This window comes from Pollutimonas rozaliensis (assembly GCF_048751585.1).
Lineage (GTDB): Bacteria > Pseudomonadota > Gammaproteobacteria > Burkholderiales > Burkholderiaceae_B.
In genome coordinates this window covers 1-16,367 of the sequence record NZ_JAZHOB010000013.1, presented here as the reverse complement: position 1 = coordinate 16,367, position 16,367 = coordinate 1, and the positions used below count along the sequence as shown (strand labels likewise).

15 protein-coding genes are annotated in these 16,367 nt (G+C 60.1%); 7 read left to right on the top strand and 8 right to left on the bottom strand.

Going from position 1 to position 16,367, the window contains the following annotated elements; translation table 11 throughout:
- Positions 1 to 3: 3 nt before the first annotated feature.
- The 3 genes from eda to V0R37_RS21060 all read right to left on the bottom strand — a co-directional run bounded on the left by eda (position 4) and on the right by V0R37_RS21060 (position 3,901).
- The gene (eda, locus tag V0R37_RS21070) at positions 4 to 624 is read right to left on the bottom strand and encodes a bifunctional 4-hydroxy-2-oxoglutarate aldolase/2-dehydro-3-deoxy-phosphogluconate aldolase (protein ID WP_420376384.1); all 621 of its coding nucleotides are present in this window, start codon (positions 622 to 624) and stop codon (positions 4 to 6) included.
- A gap of 14 nt (positions 625 to 638) precedes the next feature.
- Positions 639 to 2,489 carry a phosphogluconate dehydratase gene (gene edd, locus V0R37_RS21065; protein ID WP_420376383.1) on the bottom strand — a complete coding sequence of 617 codons (1,851 nt, stop codon included), beginning with the start codon at positions 2,487 to 2,489 and terminating at the stop codon, positions 639 to 641.
- Positions 2,490 to 3,139: 650 nt separating this feature from the next.
- The gene (locus V0R37_RS21060) at positions 3,140 to 3,901 is read right to left on the bottom strand and encodes an IclR family transcriptional regulator (protein WP_420376382.1); all 762 of its coding nucleotides are present in this window, start codon (positions 3,899 to 3,901) and stop codon (positions 3,140 to 3,142) included.
- A gap of 146 nt (positions 3,902 to 4,047) precedes the next feature.
- On the opposite strand from V0R37_RS21060, the gene V0R37_RS21055 reads away from it, so the two are divergent.
- The 3 genes from V0R37_RS21055 to V0R37_RS21045 are packed head-to-tail and all read left to right on the top strand — an operon-like array spanning position 4,048 to position 6,999.
- Complete coding sequence (locus V0R37_RS21055) at positions 4,048 to 5,073, top strand: Bug family tripartite tricarboxylate transporter substrate binding protein (protein WP_420376381.1); 1,026 nt, start codon at positions 4,048 to 4,050, stop codon at positions 5,071 to 5,073.
- Positions 5,074 to 5,126: 53 nt separating this feature from the next.
- Positions 5,127 to 6,290 carry a CaiB/BaiF CoA transferase family protein gene (locus V0R37_RS21050; RefSeq protein WP_420376380.1) on the top strand — a complete coding sequence of 388 codons (1,164 nt, stop codon included), beginning with the start codon at positions 5,127 to 5,129 and terminating at the stop codon, positions 6,288 to 6,290.
- Positions 6,283 to 6,999 (top strand): enoyl-CoA hydratase/isomerase family protein, encoded by a 717-nt coding sequence (locus tag V0R37_RS21045; RefSeq protein ID WP_420376379.1) that lies wholly within the window; start codon positions 6,283 to 6,285, stop codon positions 6,997 to 6,999. The genes V0R37_RS21050 and V0R37_RS21045 overlap by 8 nt, the downstream gene beginning before the upstream one ends.
- Before the next feature lie 849 nt (positions 7,000 to 7,848).
- Here the strand turns inward: V0R37_RS21045 and V0R37_RS21040 are convergent.
- Genes V0R37_RS21040 through msrB form a run of 4 tightly spaced genes read right to left on the bottom strand, consistent with a single transcriptional unit; the run spans position 7,849 to position 9,875 of the window.
- Complete coding sequence (locus V0R37_RS21040) at positions 7,849 to 8,625, bottom strand: peptidylprolyl isomerase (protein ID WP_420376378.1); 777 nt, start codon at positions 8,623 to 8,625, stop codon at positions 7,849 to 7,851.
- Positions 8,626 to 8,634: 9 nt separating this feature from the next.
- Positions 8,635 to 8,898, bottom strand: coding sequence for a BolA family protein (locus tag V0R37_RS21035; RefSeq protein WP_420376377.1), 264 nt, complete (start codon positions 8,896 to 8,898; stop codon positions 8,635 to 8,637).
- The gene (locus tag V0R37_RS21030; protein ID WP_420376376.1) at positions 8,898 to 9,482 is read right to left on the bottom strand and encodes a septation protein A; all 585 of its coding nucleotides are present in this window, start codon (positions 9,480 to 9,482) and stop codon (positions 8,898 to 8,900) included. The genes V0R37_RS21035 and V0R37_RS21030 overlap by 1 nt, the downstream gene beginning before the upstream one ends.
- Positions 9,483 to 9,875 carry a peptide-methionine (R)-S-oxide reductase MsrB gene (msrB, locus tag V0R37_RS21025; RefSeq protein ID WP_420376375.1) on the bottom strand — a complete coding sequence of 131 codons (393 nt, stop codon included), beginning with the start codon at positions 9,873 to 9,875 and terminating at the stop codon, positions 9,483 to 9,485.
- 325 nt (positions 9,876 to 10,200) lie between these two features.
- Here msrB and V0R37_RS21020 point away from each other — a divergent pair, with 325 nt between their 5' ends.
- The 4 genes from V0R37_RS21020 (at position 10,201) to V0R37_RS21005 (ending at position 15,148) form a co-directional block, all read left to right on the top strand.
- The gene (locus V0R37_RS21020; RefSeq protein ID WP_420376374.1) at positions 10,201 to 11,370 is read left to right on the top strand and encodes an ABC transporter substrate-binding protein; all 1,170 of its coding nucleotides are present in this window, start codon (positions 10,201 to 10,203) and stop codon (positions 11,368 to 11,370) included.
- A gap of 106 nt (positions 11,371 to 11,476) precedes the next feature.
- Positions 11,477 to 12,514, top strand: coding sequence for a branched-chain amino acid ABC transporter permease (locus V0R37_RS21015; RefSeq protein WP_420376373.1), 1,038 nt, complete (start codon positions 11,477 to 11,479; stop codon positions 12,512 to 12,514).
- 4 nt (positions 12,515 to 12,518) lie between these two features.
- Positions 12,519 to 14,375, top strand: a complete 1,857-nt coding sequence (locus V0R37_RS21010; protein ID WP_420376372.1) for a branched-chain amino acid ABC transporter ATP-binding protein/permease — start codon at positions 12,519 to 12,521, stop codon at positions 14,373 to 14,375.
- The gene (locus V0R37_RS21005) at positions 14,372 to 15,148 is read left to right on the top strand and encodes an ABC transporter ATP-binding protein (RefSeq protein ID WP_420376371.1); all 777 of its coding nucleotides are present in this window, start codon (positions 14,372 to 14,374) and stop codon (positions 15,146 to 15,148) included. The genes V0R37_RS21010 and V0R37_RS21005 overlap by 4 nt, the downstream gene beginning before the upstream one ends.
- Before the next feature lie 857 nt (positions 15,149 to 16,005).
- Here V0R37_RS21005 and V0R37_RS21000 read toward each other — a convergent pair.
- The coding region (locus V0R37_RS21000) for an ABC transporter permease subunit (protein ID WP_420376370.1) at positions 16,006 to 16,367 on the bottom strand (362 nt) is incomplete at its 5' end.

Here is a 16,367-nt window from a genome sequence, read left to right as displayed (position 1 = left end):
TCTTTAGCGGATCGCGCAGGCCTGTTTCGCCAGGCGCGTGATCTCGTCCCATTGCCGGCCGGCGACCGCCGCTTCGGGTGTCAGCCACGATCCGCCCACGCATTTCACATTGGACAATGCCAGATACTGCCCGGCATTGGCGGCATTGATTCCGCCGGTTGGGCAAAACACGATATCGGGCAGAGGGCCTTGCAAGGCCTTGAGCAATGCCACGCCACCCACCGCTTCGGCCGGGAACAGCTTCTGCACGGTAAATCCCTGGTCGGCCGCATACATGGATTCGGATGCGGTGGCCACGCCCGGCAGGAAGGGAATGCCGGAGGTACGCGCGGCCTGCGCGATCTCGGCGGTCAGGCCGGGGCTGACGCCGAAGCGGGCGCCCGCGGCGACGGCGGCCTCAAGCTGTTTGGCGCTGCGTACCGTGCCTACGCCGACCAGGGCGTCAGGAACTGATTGGCTGATTAGGCTGATGGCTTGCAGCGCGGTATCGGAGCGCAAGGTGATTTCCAGGCTGCGCACGCCGCCCGCCACCAGGGCCTGCGCCAGTTCCACGGCCGTGTCGATGTCCTTGATGACAATGACCGGCATGACGGGGCTTTGTTCCAGCAGTTCAAGTGCATTCATTTGTTCATTGCTCGCTATAAGACAGTAATGGTTTCCGGGGTGATCCAATCGGGATGCTCGAAGGTGCCGGCGCCCGATTCGGCGACGTCGGCATGCAGGCGGAAGGAGGCGAACAGTTCGCGCCCGAAGCCCGCCTGGTGAGCGCTGATATCGACCCGGGCCGGATCGCGCCGCGCCCAGTCCGCAGGAGCCAGCACCGCCAGTTCGCCTGTGCCGGCGTCCAGCCGCAGCATATCGCCGTCCTGAAGCCGGGAAAGAGGCCCGCCGGCCAGGGCCTCGGGAGACACATGGATGGCGGCGGGAACCTTGCCCGAGGCGCCCGACATGCGCCCATCGGTGACCAGCGCCACCTTGAATCCCTGGTCCTGCAACACGGAAAGCGCCGGAGTCAGCTTGTGCAATTCCGGCATGCCGTTCGCCTTGGGCCCCTGGTAGCGGATGACGGCGATGAAGTCGCGTGCCAATTCGCCCTTATTGTAAGCGTCCAGCAGCTCGTCCTGGCTGTTGAACACCCGCGCGGGCGCTTCGACGACACGATGCTCGGGCTTGACCGCCGATACCTTGATGACGGCGCGGCCCAGGTTGCCGCGCAGCAGCTTCAATCCGCCATCGGGACTGAACGGATCATCGGCCGGCCGGATGACCTGGATATCCAGCGAGACAGGCGTGACGGGCCGCCAGGCCAGCTTGCCCTCATCCAGATACGGTTCCTGCGTGTAATGCGCCAAGCCGTCCCCGGCCACGGTTTTTACGTCTTCGTGCAGCAGGCCGGCCTTGAGCAGTTCCGCAATGATCAGGCCGATGCCGCCCGCGGCATGGAAATGATTCACGTCGGCGCCGCCATTGGGGTAGACGCGCGCCAGCAAGGGCACCGCGGCCGACAGGTCGGAGAAGTCGTCCCAGTTGACGGCGATGCCCGCCGCCCGGGCAATCGCGACCAAATGCAGGGTGTGGTTGGTGGAGCCGCCGGTGGCCAGCAGGCCGACAATGCCATTGACGATGGCTTTTTCGTCGATGACTTCGGCCAGCGGCGTGAACTCCTCGCCCTGGGCGCTGATTTGCACCGCCCGCTGCGCCGCGGCGCGCGTCAGGGCTTCGCGCAAGGCGGTATTGGGCGGGATGAAGGCGCTGCCGGGCAGGTGCAGGCCCATGATCTCCATGAGCATCTGGTTGGAGTTTGCGGTGCCGTAGAAGGTACAGGTGCCTGGGCCGTGATAGGACTGGGATTCGGATTCCAGCAGTTCTTCGCGGCCTATCTTGCCTTGTGCGTACAGTTGGCGGGTATGGGCTTTGTCGCTGTTCGAGATGCCGGTGCCCATGGGGCCGGCGGGGACGAAGACAGCCGGCAGGTGGCTGAAGCTGAGCGCGCCGATCAGCAGGCCGGGAACGATCTTGTCGCACACGCCCAGGAATAGGCCGGCGTCGAACATCTGATGGCTGAGCGCAACGGCGGTCGCCATGGCGATGACGTCGCGCGAGAACAGGCTGAGCTCCATGCCGGTCTGCCCTTGGGTGACGCCGTCGCACATGGCGGGCACGCCGCCGGCGAACTGGGCGGTGGCGCCGACGGCGAAGGCGGCTTGCTTGATCAGGGCGGGGTAGGCGGCCAGCGGCTGGTGGGCCGAGAGCATGTCGTTGTACGAGGATACGATAGCCAGGTTGGGGCGCGAGGCTTCCTTCAGCCTTTGCTTTTCGGCGTTGGGCATGGCGGCGAAGGCATGGGCGAGGTTGGTGCAGCCCAGGTGGCTGCGCTCTACTTTCTTGCCGTAGGCGGCGCGCGAGCGGGCCAGGTAAAGGTCTCGGGTCTTGCGGCTGCGTGCAATGATCCGCTCAGTAACGGTGTGGACGGCGCTGTTCAATGCCATGACGATGTGCTCCTCCGGTGAGGGTGACGGGCTGCTTGAGGTGGTATTGTAGTTTAACTACATATTATGGGCAATGTTAGGAGCGTAATGGTGGGCTTGTTTGCTTGAGAAATGGCTGTGTTTTTGTAGTTGGAGGGTAATGTCAGTTGCACAGGGTGTACGGCAATGATGGGTGTAATCACTGGGTTTGTTTTTTTATGTAGTTTTACTATTTTTTCTTATGGGGTTCGAGCGGAGGGATCGATGGTTCTTGCCCCGGCCCGTGTGCCTGGGCCCCAGCCAGGCTAAGCGCATGCGGTCATGGCAAGCCATGACTTCCCGCCCGACTGCACGGAATCGAGGCGTCCGCGAACTCGCGGGTCGGACAGCCACCGGCTGTCCGAAAACGTCCCGCTCGAACAACGCGTCCTTGCATCCTCGATTCCGTGCAATCGAGCGGCGCCTGCGAACCGCCCGGCTGGGGCCCACGCACACGGGCCTGGATAGGGGTATGTATCCACGATCCGGGCTACGGTGAATGGTCGGGATAGCTGTTTGCTGCATCGCCGCTTCGCTGCATTGCTGCGTGGAATGGGCCTGCTTGGCCTGCGGAATGGGGCGTCGCTGCGGCGGGCCAGCCCTTGGCTGCTGGTCCTGCGGCTATGCCTGGTTCATGGCCAGGGGCTATTCCGGGGCTGCCCGAATAGCTTGTCGGCAATAAATTCGGAGCTGCGTTTGACTTGGCTAGCAAAAAAATCCAGCCGGTCGGCGCTGAAGCGATGCGCGGGTCCGGAAACGCCGATAGCCGCGATCGCATTGCCGATGCGGTCAAAAATAGGGGCGGCTACGCCATATACGTCCGCCCGAAATTCCCCCCGATTGGTGGCGACTCTGGATTGGCGTATTTCCTTCATTTCATTCAGGCACTGTTCTTCGCTTTTTTGCAGCGCGAAGCCCTTGGCAATCGAAGCCTTGTAAAGCTCCTTCAATGCCGAATCGCTTTTGAAAGCCAGCATGGCTTTTCCGGTGGCGACCTGAAATGCGGGCATCCTGCCGCCAATCTGGCTGTATGCGCGCACGGGGTTGTCGCTGTCTATCTTGTGCAGATACACGATTTCCATGTCTTCCAGCACGGACAAGTGCACGCTTTCCCCGGTTTGCTCCATCAAGCTTTGCATCTCCGCTTCCGCCATGGAGCGCAAAGTGGCGTGGCGCAGCATGGCGGATCCCAGCTTCCAAAGCTTGATGGATGCCATGTATTTCGAAGATTCGCTTTGGAAGGCATAGTTGGCCTGAATCAGGGTCTGAAGCAATCGATGCGTTTTGCTCTTGCCCAATTCCAATGCTTCTGAAATCTCGGTTAGCGACATGGGGCGATCGGCATAGGCCAGGTAATCCATGATTCTCAGGCCGTCCCGAAGGGTATTGTTCATATGCGTATTTTCTTATTCGAATTCTGTATTTTAGAATCATTGTTATAGATTTCAGAACCCATAAAATAGTGCCTGATCGAACTTTCTATCTAAAGCATAGAAAAAGCGGACATTCCTGTGTCCGTTCATTATAAAAAGGAGACACTATGTTCATTACTACGCGTAATTCCCGCCAGGCAGTCCGTTCCCCATTGGGGCGCATGGCACGGGGCGCTATTTTTGCCGCGGCAATGGGCGGATGCCTTGGCATGTCCGCATTCTCGACGGCGAGCGCCGAAACCTATCCGAGCAAGCCGATAACCCTGATAGTTTCATATCCCGCGGGCGGTAGCGTCGATGTGTCGGCGCGGATCTTGCAGGATCCCTTGTCCAAGGCCCTGGGGCAACCGGTGGTGGTGGAGAACAAAGGCGGCGCGGGCGGTACCATCGGCACGGCAATCGTCGCCAAGGCGAAGCCCGACGGCTACACCTTGTTGATCACCTTATCTTCCCACACGATCAATCCCGCTATTTACTCCAACTTGCCGTTTGACACGGAAAAGGATTTCAGCCCGATTTCGATGGTGGCTTCGGCGCCGCAGATCCTGGTGGCCAATCCGAAATTTCCTCCCTCGTCGCTGAAGGAACTGATCGAGTACAGCAAGAAGCACCCCGACGAGGTTCCCTATGGCTCGGCCGGCACCGGTTCTCCCAGCCATATTGCGGGCGAGCTCTTCAAAATGAAGACCGGCCTGAATCTTACGCATATTCCTTATCGGGGCGGCGGTCCCGCAACGATAGACGTATTGGGCGGCACCATACCTTTGCTGTGGGTTTCGTTGCCCTCGGTTACGCAGCATATCAAAGGCGGTCGTCTGAAGGCGCTGGCTGTCTCTACCAAGGACCGCACTCCTGTTCTTCCCGATGTGCCATCCGTCTCGGAAACCATCAGCGGCTTCAATGTGGATTCGTGGTATGCGATGTTCGCGCCAGCCAACACGCCACCGGAAATCATCAATAAAATCCAGGCTGCCGTTGCGGCGGCGGCCAAAGATAAAAAAATACAGGATGCGTTCCTGGCACAGGGAGCGGTTGCCGTCGGCGGCACCCCTGCGGAATTGGATCAGGTCATAAAGACTGAAGTGCCAATGTGGAAAGCGCTTGCCAAGCAGGCGAATATCAAGATCAATTAAATATGGGCCGGAAAGGAAAATCCGGCCGCAAAGTTGCATAAAGGTATAACAGCATGTCTAGCAAACCCCTGGCAGGAATTACGGTCCTGGAAGTATGTAATGTGGCAGCAGGTCCGTTTTGCGGAATGCTATTAGCCGATATGGGAGCTGAAGTCATCAAGGTTGAAAATCCGCAGGGTGGCGACACCCTGCGCAGCTGGCCGCCGTTGACCGAAGGCTATAGCGAGAACTTCGCATCCCTTAATCGGAATAAAAAGTCGGTCACCGCCAACCTGAAGGATCCGGTCGACATATCGTTTGTGCTGCAGCTGGTCGGCACGGCCGATATCCTGATCGAGAACAACCGCCCGGGCGTCATGGACAGGCTGGGCCTGGGTTACGAAGACCTGAAAAAAATCAATCCCCGGCTTGTCTATTGCTCTCTCTCCGCTTATGGCCAAACAGGCCCGCGATCCCAGGAAGGGGGCTTCGACCTGACCATGCAGGCGATGAGCGGCATCATGAGCGTCACCGGCACGCCCGATGGGCCTCCCGTCAAATGCGGGGTTCCGGTTTCCGATTTCGCAACCGGGCTCTATGCCGCCTTTTCCGCAGTCAGCGCATTGCGCCAGGTCGAATCGACTGGTAAAGGCATGCATATCGACGTGTCCATGCTGGGTTCGTCCCTTGCCATTGCCGCTTTGCAAACTTCCGAGTACTTCGGCAGCGGCAAGAATCCCCGGAAGTTGGGTTCGGCGCATCCCAGGAATGCGCCATACCAGGTTTTTCGCTGCCGCGATGGCTATTTCGGGATGGCAGCGGGCAACAATGCCCTCTGGAGCAATGTATGCCACGCCATAGCGCGGACCGACCTATTGGACGACAACCGGTTTGGATCGCCTGGCGACCGCGCCAAGAATCAAGGTGAACTTCTGCAGATACTCGAGGACGTTTTCCAGAACGAGGGCAGCGAGCATTGGCTGGAAGTATTCAGGGCCGCCGGCGTACCATGCGCCCCCATCAACTCCTATTCTGAAATCCTTGACGACCCACAGGTTCAGCATATGGACTGGGTGCAAGAGCTTGAGCTGCCGAATGGCCAAATGACGCGCAGCTTCATGTCTCCGATCCGCTTCAATGGCCAAACCCCGCAAGCGTGCTTGCGGCCGCCCGCGCTGGGAGAACACACTGCGGAGCTGAAAGCATCCCTGGCCGCCAAGGAGCTGCGGGATGAATAGTCTTGAAATCGTCACGCAGGATGCAGCGGTATTGCACATAAAGCTGAATCGGCCCGAGAAAAGAAATGCTCTTTCCGCGGAGTTGGTTGAAGAGTTGCACGCTGCGCTCAATGCCGCCGAAGGAAGTTCCTTGCGGCTCGTCGTTCTGGAAGGCAATGGCAAGAATTTTTCGGCGGGCTTCGACTTTACGGGCATCGAAGACGAAACGCATGCCCAGACATGCTGGCGGTTCGTCCGCATCCAGCAGCTGTTGCAAAGGCTGGGAACGTCGCCCGTGCTGACGGTCGCACTGGCGCATGGACGGAACTTCGGCGCCGGCGTGGACCTGTTCGCCGCATGCAATTGGCGGATATGCACGCCGGACGCCACATTCCGCATGCCCGGGCTGAAGTTTGGCCTGGTGCTGGGCAGCACGCGGTTTGCCGCCCTGGTGGGTGTGCAAAAAGCCACTCAGATTCTGGACAGCTCGGAAACCTTCGATGCGGTCCAGGCACAGGCCATGGAGTTTGCCACGCAGGTCGCGGAGAAGGGCGACTGGCCGGAGATCGTGAAGGCGGCGTTGGATACGTCAGTAAACCTGAGCCCCGTGGCGCGTGCGATGTTGTACGAAGCGCTGGCGGACCACGACTACGATAGGGACATGGCGATGCTGGTCCGTTCGCTGTCGGTGCCGGGTTTGAAGGAACGGATACAGGCGTATCTGGCTTAGCGGTTTTTCTGCTTCAGCGTGTGATGTGATCACTTGCTTGGCTCTTGGCTCTTGGCTCTTGGTTCTTACTCGGTTCTTGCCCCGGTCCGTGTGCCTGGGCCCCAGCCAGGCTAAGCGCATGCGGTCATGGCAAGCCATGACTTCCCGCCCGATCGCACGGAATCGAGGCGTCCGCGAACTCGCGGGTCGGACAGCCACCGGCTGTCCGAAAACGTCCCGCTCGAACAACGCGTCCTTGCATCCTCGATTCCGCACAATCGAGCGGCGCCTGCGAACCGCCTGTCTGGGGCCCAGGCACACGGACCTGAATAAGTGTGATCATCCACGGTCCAAGTACAAGGGCGTGTGATAGGTATGTTCAACGATAGCGGTTTATGAAGTGCCGATTCGTAGCAACGCGTGGCAACCATGTAAGCCGATCACTTAGGAAGCGTGCTATTCCAATTGACTACGATGCAGCCGCAGGTGGGCGGGTGTGGCGCGGGCAAGGCCTTCGGCAAGCGCCGCATGCTGACGAAGGGAGGCCGGGGGTGGTCGGCGGCCGCTGTCTGACCGGAGCGCAGCGTAGGGAGTTCGGCCGACGCCCGGCTGGACGAGGCAGATGCGGGGAGTCGGGCCGCGTAGCGGCGCGACCGCTTGACGGGCCGGCCCGCGCCACACCCGCCCACCTGCGGCGTCTCGACAGCAAGAGACACCAAGATCTAAACCACGCCGTCTCGACAGCCACGTAGCACCAGCGGCCTTAAACGCAACGCTTCAAAAGCAAAAAAGCGGCGTCACAGAAGCAATAAAGCCCTGTACGCCGCCGACGAGATCGAAAGGTGGAGCGAAGCTCCACCCATCCATCCTTTACTTGATTTTTGCGTCCTTGATCAGCTTCTGCTGAAACTCGGCCAACTGCTGCTGCCGCATCATTTCTTCAATCTGCGGCTTCACTTCGGCCAGATCAGGGAATTTCACATCGCGTGTGTCTTCAACCTGGATGATGTGCCAGCCGAATTGCGTTTGCACCGGCTTGTCCGTCATCTGGCCCTTCTTCAGCTTCTGCACCGCCTCGGCGAATTCGGGCACGTAGTTGGTGGCGGGGCCCCAGCCCAGTTCGCCGCCGTTCTTGCCGCTGCCTGGATCCAGCGAATCCTTCTTGGCGGCCGCTTCAAACGTTACCTTCTTGGCCTTGATCGACGCAGTCAGGTCTTCGGCGGCTTTCTGGTCCTTGACCAGGATGTGGCGCAGCTTGTATTCCTGCTTGCCGGCCTGTTCCTTTTTGATCTGGTCGTATTCCGCTTGTATCTTCGCGTCGGTAACCGGATTCTTTTTCAGGTGGTCGGCCATCAGGGCGCGAACCAGGATGCTCTGGCGTGCCAGTTCGATTTCCTGCTTGACGTCGGCCTGCTTGTCGATGCCCGCTTTTTCAGCAGCCTGCACGGCGACCAGGCGGTTGACCATTTCCTGCTTGACCTGCGTACGCAGCTCGGGCGTGTCCTGCGCGCCCTGGGCGATCAGCAGGGCCACGAACTGATCCAGTTTTTCTTGTGAAATGGACTGGCCATTCACGGTGGCGACCGTTTGCGCATAGACGGGCAGGGCTATCACGCAGGCGGCGGCGAATACAGCAAGTCGTTTCATGTAATTCCTTTAAGGGTTGGTTTTGGCGACGATGGCCAAGGCATGAATGGGATAAGGCATTAAATCGTGAACGCGATCATACACAAGCCTATGCCGCGCCAGGGTGGTAAGCCCTTCGAATTGTTCAGTCCAGATGAGCAGGCGGAAATGGCTGGCCCCGCCTTTGCTGCCGGCGTGACCGGCATGCAGATGCGATTCATCGATGATTTCCAGATAAGTGGGCGCCAGGGGTGCCAGGCGCTCTTCCAATAACTTCATGCGATCTGTAGACATCAGGATCGGTCCTTTGGTTCCCCGGTTCCCGTAATGGCCTGGGGCTGCTCTTCCTTCATGTGCTTGCCCAGCCATATCGATTGGGCGATCACGAACAGCAGCAGCAGCGCCATCAGGCCGAATACCTTGAAATTGACCCACTGCGATTCGGTGAAGGCACCCGAGAAAGCCACATACAGATTCAACGCGCCCGACAGCGCGAAGAAGGCCGCCCAGCTGTAGTTAAGCTTGTCCCATATGGCGGGAGGCATGTCCACCTTGGAGCCCATGAGCTTTTGCATTAGATTGCGGCCGAAGAACAGCTTGCCGCCCACCAGTATGGCGGCGAACAGCCAGTACAGCACCGTGGGCTTCCATTTGATGAAGGCATCGTTATGGAAGAACAGCGTGGCGCCGCCGAAGACGACAATTACGGTCAGGTTGATCCAGTGCGTGGCCTCGATGGCCTTGCCGGTGGCCTTCAGCCAGATGAACTGGCCTATGCCAGCAGCAATGGCCACCGCCGTCGCGGTGAAAATGTCGGCAAACTTGAACGCTATGAAAAACAGGATCAGCGGAAACAGGTCAAACAGGAATTTCTTCATTTATGCGGGCTCGAACTTCAGCGAAACGGAGTTGATGCAATAGCGCAGGCCGGTGGGGGGAGGACCGTCGGGAAAGACATGCCCCAGATGGGAGTCGCAGACATTGCAAAGCACTTCGGTTCGCACCATGCCCAAGGAGGTGTCGGTTTCTTCGCGGACATGGGCTGGATCGAGAGGCTCGAAATAGCTGGGCCAGCCGCAGCCGGCATCGAATTTGGTGTCGGAGGCGAACAGGGCGGTGCCGCAGCCCACGCAGCGATAAATGCCATGTTCGCGGGTATCCCAATAGCGTCCGGTAAACGGGCGTTCCGTGCCTTTTTGGCGCGCTACGGCATATTCCTGCGGGGTCAGCTCCGCGCGCCACTGGGCGTCGGTCTTTTCAATCTTGTCCATGTGTGTACCTATAGGAAAACAGGCTTGCATTAACTACCATGTTAATCGACTTTGCGGGGGACAAGTGGTTCCCCAAACTGTTAGAAGTCTATTTTTTGGCCTGTCTATGCAGGGAATCCCCTAAAAGACTTTGTATCCGTTTTTGTCGATAATTTCCAATCAACCGCCATAATCGCTAGAACCTTAAACTATCGCAGCCAAAAACGATTGTTTTTTGCCGGTCAAAAATGATACGTTTATTTGAATAACGGGCTGGTTTTTGTATAACGTTAGGATTCGCCACTTCCCGGGACGGCGAATATCATGTCTACCATGGAGACAAGCAATGAATATTAATCAGTCAGCTCGACTTTCGGTATTGGCCGGCGCGATCGCCCTGTCCTTGCCCCTGATGGCTTCTGCTCAAATCAAGGTCGGCATCACGGTCGCCAGCACCGGACCCGCCGCGTCGCTGGGCATTCCCGAGCGCAATACCGTCGCCTTGCTGCCCACCGAGGTCGCCGGCCAGAAAATCGAATACATCGTTCTGGACGACGGCACCGACACCACGGTCGCGGTCAAGAACATGCGCAAGCTGATCACCGACGACAATGTCGACGTGGTGGTCGGCACCTCGGTTACCCCCGGCTCCTTGGCCATGGTGGACGTCGCGGGCGAAACCAAGACGCCCATGATCAGCGTGGCCGCCAATGCCAAGATCGTCGAGCCTGTCGAAGGCGCGCGCCAGTGGGTGTTCAAGACGCCCCAGAACGACCAGTTGATGGCCGGCGCGTTGGCTGACGCCATGGAAAAGCAGGGCGTCAAGACTCTGGGCTTCATTGGCTATACCGACGCCTACGGCGAAGGCTGGCTCAATGTCATGACCGAAGCCGCCAAGGCCAAGGGCATCAAGATGGTTGCGGTCGAGCGTTATGGCCGTACCGATACCAGCGTAACGGGCCAAGCCCTGAAGCTGGTGGCGGCCAAGCCGGACGGCATCCTGGTCGCAGGCTCGGGCACGCCGGTGGCCTTGCCGCAGCGCGAACTGAAAAGCCGCGGCTACAAAGGCATCATGTATCAAACGCACGGCGCCGCCAACAACGACGTGCTGCGCGTTTGCGGCAAAGACTGCAACGACATGATCCTGCCCGCGGGTCCGCTGCTGGTGGCCGACCAACTGCCCGACAGCAATCCGGTCAAGAAAAGCGCGCTCGAATACAAGACCAAGTATGAAGCCAAGTACGGCGCGGGCACCATCAATACCTTCGGCGGCCATATGTGGGATGCCGGCCTGCTGATCTCCACGGCCATTCCCCATGCTTTGAAGACGGGCGCCAAGCCCGGCACGGCGGAGTTCCGCAAGGCCTTGCGCGACGCCATCGAGCAGATCAAAGACCTGCCGGCATCGCAAGGGGTGTTTTCCATGTCGGCCACCGATCACGCCGGTTTCGACAAGCGTGCGCGCGTAATGGTCAAAGTGGTCGACGGCAAATGGACATACCAGCCCGACCTGTAATACCGTGACGCATGCCGGCGCCGCGCGGCGCCGGCATGCATTCCACGTCGATTCGTTGTAGGGGCGCAAGGCGTTTCTTGCGCCCCGACTTCTTGGCTTTCCGGAAATGGATACAACAATAGTATTGATACTGCTGCAGGACGGCGTCATGAATGGCGCCATCTATGCGCTATTGGGCCTGGCGCTCGTGCTTGTGTTTGTGGTGACCCGCGTCATCTTCATACCGCAAGGCGAATTCGTCGCCTTTGGCGCGCTGACTCTGGCGTTCATGGTAAATGGACGCATTCCGGGAACGGTCAATTTGCTGCTTATCGTGGGTGTGCTGGTCTTCCTGGTCGAAGTCCTGGCGGCGCTGCGCGGCAGCAACTGGAACGGCATGGCCAAGACGTTTTCATGGTCTGTCCTGCTGCCCCTGGGGCTCTACCTGCTTGCGCCCTATATCGTCAGCAAGGATACCTCGCTGTGGATCAACGTCCTGTTTTCCATGGCCCTGGTCGTGCCGCTGGGACCCATGCTTTACCGCCTGGTGTACCAGCCGGTGGCCGAGGCGAGCGTGCTGGTCCTGCTTATTATTTCGGTAGCCGTCCATTTTGCCCTGACGGGGCTGGCACTGGTGTTCTTCGGCGCCGAAGGCTGGCGCACGCCGCCCTTCATGGAGGGCGAAGTGCATATGGGCGTGGTCAGTTGGTCGGCGCAAACCTTCTTTGTGCTGGGCACCTGCGTCCTGCTCATACTGGGCCTCTGGATATTCTTCGGCAAGACCCTGTATGGCCGCGCGTTGCGCGCCACCGCCGTCAATCGCCGCGGCGCGCGGCTGGTCGGCATCAGCACCAATATGTCGGGCAGCCTGACCTTCACGCTGGCGGCCGCCATCGGCGCCTTGTCCGGCATGCTTATCGCACCGGTTACCACCATTTACTACGATACCGGCTTCCTGATCGGCCTGAAGGGCTTTGTGGCGGCCATCTTCGGCGGACTCATCAGCTACCCCATTGCCGCGGGCGGAGCCCTGTTCGTCGGCATACTTGAAGCGTTCTCGTCGTTCTGGGCCAGCGCATACAAAGAGGTCATCGTGTTTACGCTGATCATCCCCGTGCTGTTGTGGCGTTCTTTCGGCGTGCATCATGCCGATGATGAGGAGTAAGCAGATGAATCGTTTATTGCTCGCCGTCGTCGTATTGGCCTTGGCCGCGCTTCCCCTGATTCCGGGAACTCCCGAGTTCTGGATCACGCACCTCAATTACATCGGACTGGCGAGCCTGGTCGTGCTTGGCCTGGTCTTGCTGACGGGCATAGGCGGCCTGACATCGTTCGGCCAGGCCGCTTTCGTCGGCATCGGCGCTTACACCACGGCCTGGCTGACCACCTCTGTGGGCTGGTCGCCCTGGGTGGCGCTGCTGATCGGCCTATTGCTTACCTTCCTGGTGGCCTATGTCCTGGGCGCGATCACTCTGCGGTTGTCGGGGCACTATCTGCCCCTGGGCACCATAGCGTGGTGCCTGTCCCTGTACTACCTGTTCGGCAACCTGGATTTCCTGGGCCAATACGATGGCATTGCCGGCATCGCACCCATCGAATTCTTCGGCTGGTCGCTGGGCAAGGGCCGCCATATCTATTACCTGATCTGGATCTTCGTCCTGCTTTCCATGCTGGCGACCCGCAATTTGCTCGATTCCCGTCCGGGCCGCGCCATACGCGCCCTGAAAAGCGGCGGCGGCATGGCCGAGTCCTTCGGCATCGACATGGCCCGATACAAAGTCATCATCTTTGTGTACGCCGCCTTGCTGGCGTGTGTCTCAGGATGGCTGTATGCGCATATGCAGCGCGCGGTCAGCCCCAGCCCATTCGGCCTGAACTACGGCATCGAGTATCTGTTCATGGCGGTGGTGGGCGGCGCGGGCAGCGTGTGGGGCGCCGTGCTGGGCTCGGGGCTTATCCTTACGCTCAAGGATCAGTTGCAGAACGTGCTGCCTAAGATCCTCGACACCAGCTCCAACTTTGAACTGATCGTATTCGGCGTCCTGATGATACTGGTGCTGCAATATGCGCGCGACGGCGTTTGGCCCATACTGTCCTCGTGGTGGCTGGCGTTGACCGGCAAGTCCGAACGGCGGCGCATCGCGGCTCCGCCCCAGGCCCCGGACCTGCTTCAGCGGCCCAGGCCCAAGAAGGGTTCGCTGGTGCTCGAAGTCGACTCCATCCGCAAGGAATTCGGGGGGCTGGTCGCCGTGAACGACATCAGCTTCTCGCTGAAGGCGGGCGAAATCATGGGCCTGATCGGCCCCAACGGCGCTGGTAAAAGCACCACCTTCAATCTGATCACCGGCGTGTTGCCCGCCACGCGGGGCAAGGTTCGCTTCCTTGGCGAAAGGCTGGATGTCCTGCCCTCGCGCGAGATCGCCCGCCTTGGCGTCGGACGCACCTTCCAGCACGTGCAATTGCTGCCCACCATGACTGTGCTCGAAAACGTGGCCCTGGGCGCGCATCTGCGCAACAAGGTGGGGGTCTTGGCCGCCGCCTTGCGCACCGAGCGGCGCGACGAAGCCGAGCTGCTGCACGAAGCCGCCAAGCAGTTGCAGCGCGTAGGCTTGGGCGATTACCTGTACGAGCAGGCAGGCAACCTGGCACTGGGCCAGCAGCGCATACTCGAGATTGCGCGGGCGCTTGCCGCCGACCCCATCCTGCTGCTTCTGGACGAACCGGCCGCAGGCTTGCGCTACAAAGAAAAGCAGGAACTGGCCAAAGTTCTGGATCAGCTCCGCCAGGAAGGCATGAGCATCCTGCTGGTCGAGCACGATATGGATTTTGTGATGAATCTTACCGATCACCTGGTCGTGATGGACTTCGGCATCAAGCTGGCCGAAGGCCTGCCCGCCGACATCCAGCGCAACCCCGCTGTGCTGGAGGCCTACCTGGGCGGCATTGACGACGATTTCAATTTTGACGACCTGCCCATTCCCGGCCACGGCGCCGCCACGGCATCCAGCGCGGGAGGCATGGCATGAGCACCGGCAAACCCAAGCATCCCATCTTGCAGGTGACCGACCTTTCGGCCCGCTACGGCAAGGTCAACGCTGTCGTCGGCGCCAACATTGCCGTCACGCGCGGCAGCATAGTCACCGTCATCGGCGGCAACGGGGCGGGCAAGTCCACCTTGCTCAATTCCATCATGGGATCCTTGCCGGCCACCGGCAACTGCTCCGGATCCGTCCAGTATCTGGGCGCTGAAATCGGCTCATGGCAAGTCGAACGCCGCGTGTCCGACGGCATCTCGCTGGTGCCCGAAAGGCGCGAGCTGTTCGGCAGCATGTCCGTCGAAGACAACCTGCTGCTGGGCGGTTTCCGCCTGTACCGGGCCGGCAAGCACGGCTGGAAGGAAACCATCAACGAAGTCTACGACTTGTTCCCGCGTTTGCGTGAACGCAAGGCGCAGCAGGCCGGCACCCTGTCCGGCGGCGAACGCCAGATGCTGGCCGTGGGCCGCGCGCTTATGGCGCAACCCCAGTTGCTGATGCTCGACGAGCCCAGCCTGGGCCTGGCACCGCGCATTGTCCGCGAGATATTCCAGATCATCGCCCGCCTGCGCAGTACAGGTGTGGCCATCCTGCTTGTCGAACAGAACGCCCGCGCCGCCTTGCAGGTGGCCGATTACGGCTATGTGCTGGAGACGGGCGAGGTCGTTCTGGAAGGCAAGGCCAAGGAGCTTAGCGGCAATCCGCGCGTTATTGAAAGCTATCTGGGCCTTGGTAACGCCAAGAAGGAAGCCGCTCGCGCCTGAAATAGTCGCAGCTACGGACATTACCGGTCTCGCATCATGTCGTTCTTCAAGGCACGGCTGGCGGGCCTGGGGCCGTGCTCCCATCGCCGCGGCCCCTTCGGGGCTGCCCTTGTCCTTGCTTCGAGGCGGGAGCCGGGCGTGAACTCGCCGGATATCAGCCGCCTGTGGGCTGATATCCGGCTCAGACAGCACGCCCTCTTACGCTCCCGCCCCGAAGCAAGGCCTGCGGCTTGCTCAAAGGTCGCCCGTCCCCAGGCCCGCCAGCCGTGCCCGCGCGAGGAATCAGAAAGCCCTCAACACTGCGGTGCCGCAAGCATGGGGGCACACTTCAACCGGATTTAGTGGAAGCGCATGATTCAAGTCGTCGCGCTCCCACCCCTATGCATCATACTGATGCGAATAAGCTCCCAGCCTTCGCCATGGATGTTTGCACTTCATGGACCTTGAAGGCGTGGCGGGTAAGCCGGGGGCGGGCGACCTTTGAGCAAGCCGCGGCCATTGCCTCAAGACGGAGGCGTAAGAGGGCGTGCTGTTTGAATGGATTTTCAGCCCACAGGCGGCTGAAAATTCATGAGTTCACGCCCGGCCTCCGTCTTGAGGCAATGGCAAGGGCAGCCCCGCAGGGGCCGCGGCGATGGGAGCACGGTCCCGGCTTACCCGCCACGCCGTTTAAGAAACCAGGAAAACGCAACGCAATAGCGAAGGCCTACCGACCTGCTAGCCGCGCCGGGAACGCCCATTTGAGAACCACTGAGGACCAAAAAGTAGAAACTCAATCCAGAAGACATTCCAAATAGAAAAGAGGCGCCCATTTAAAAACAGGCGCCCCTAATCATTGGCTTATGGAAACGTAAAAGTCAGGCCTTCTTGTACCGATGCACCAGTTCCCCGATAATCCCGCGCCGGAACGCCATCACGCAGATGATGAAGATCAGTCCGATCACAATCGTCACCGACTCGCCCAGTACCTGGAACCACTGCACCCCCGTTGCTTGGCTAAGGAAGCGGCCGAACTCGCCCACCTTGTTCTCCAGCATCACCACAATGAAAGCGCCCAGCACCGGACCCGTGAACGTACCCAGGCCGCCGATCAGCGTCATCAGGATCACCATCCCCGACATCTGCCAGGTCGCATCCGACAGCGTGGCCGACACGAACACCAGCGCCTTGGTGGCCCCGGCCAGGCCGGCCAGCGCCGCCGACAGCACAAAGGCCAGCA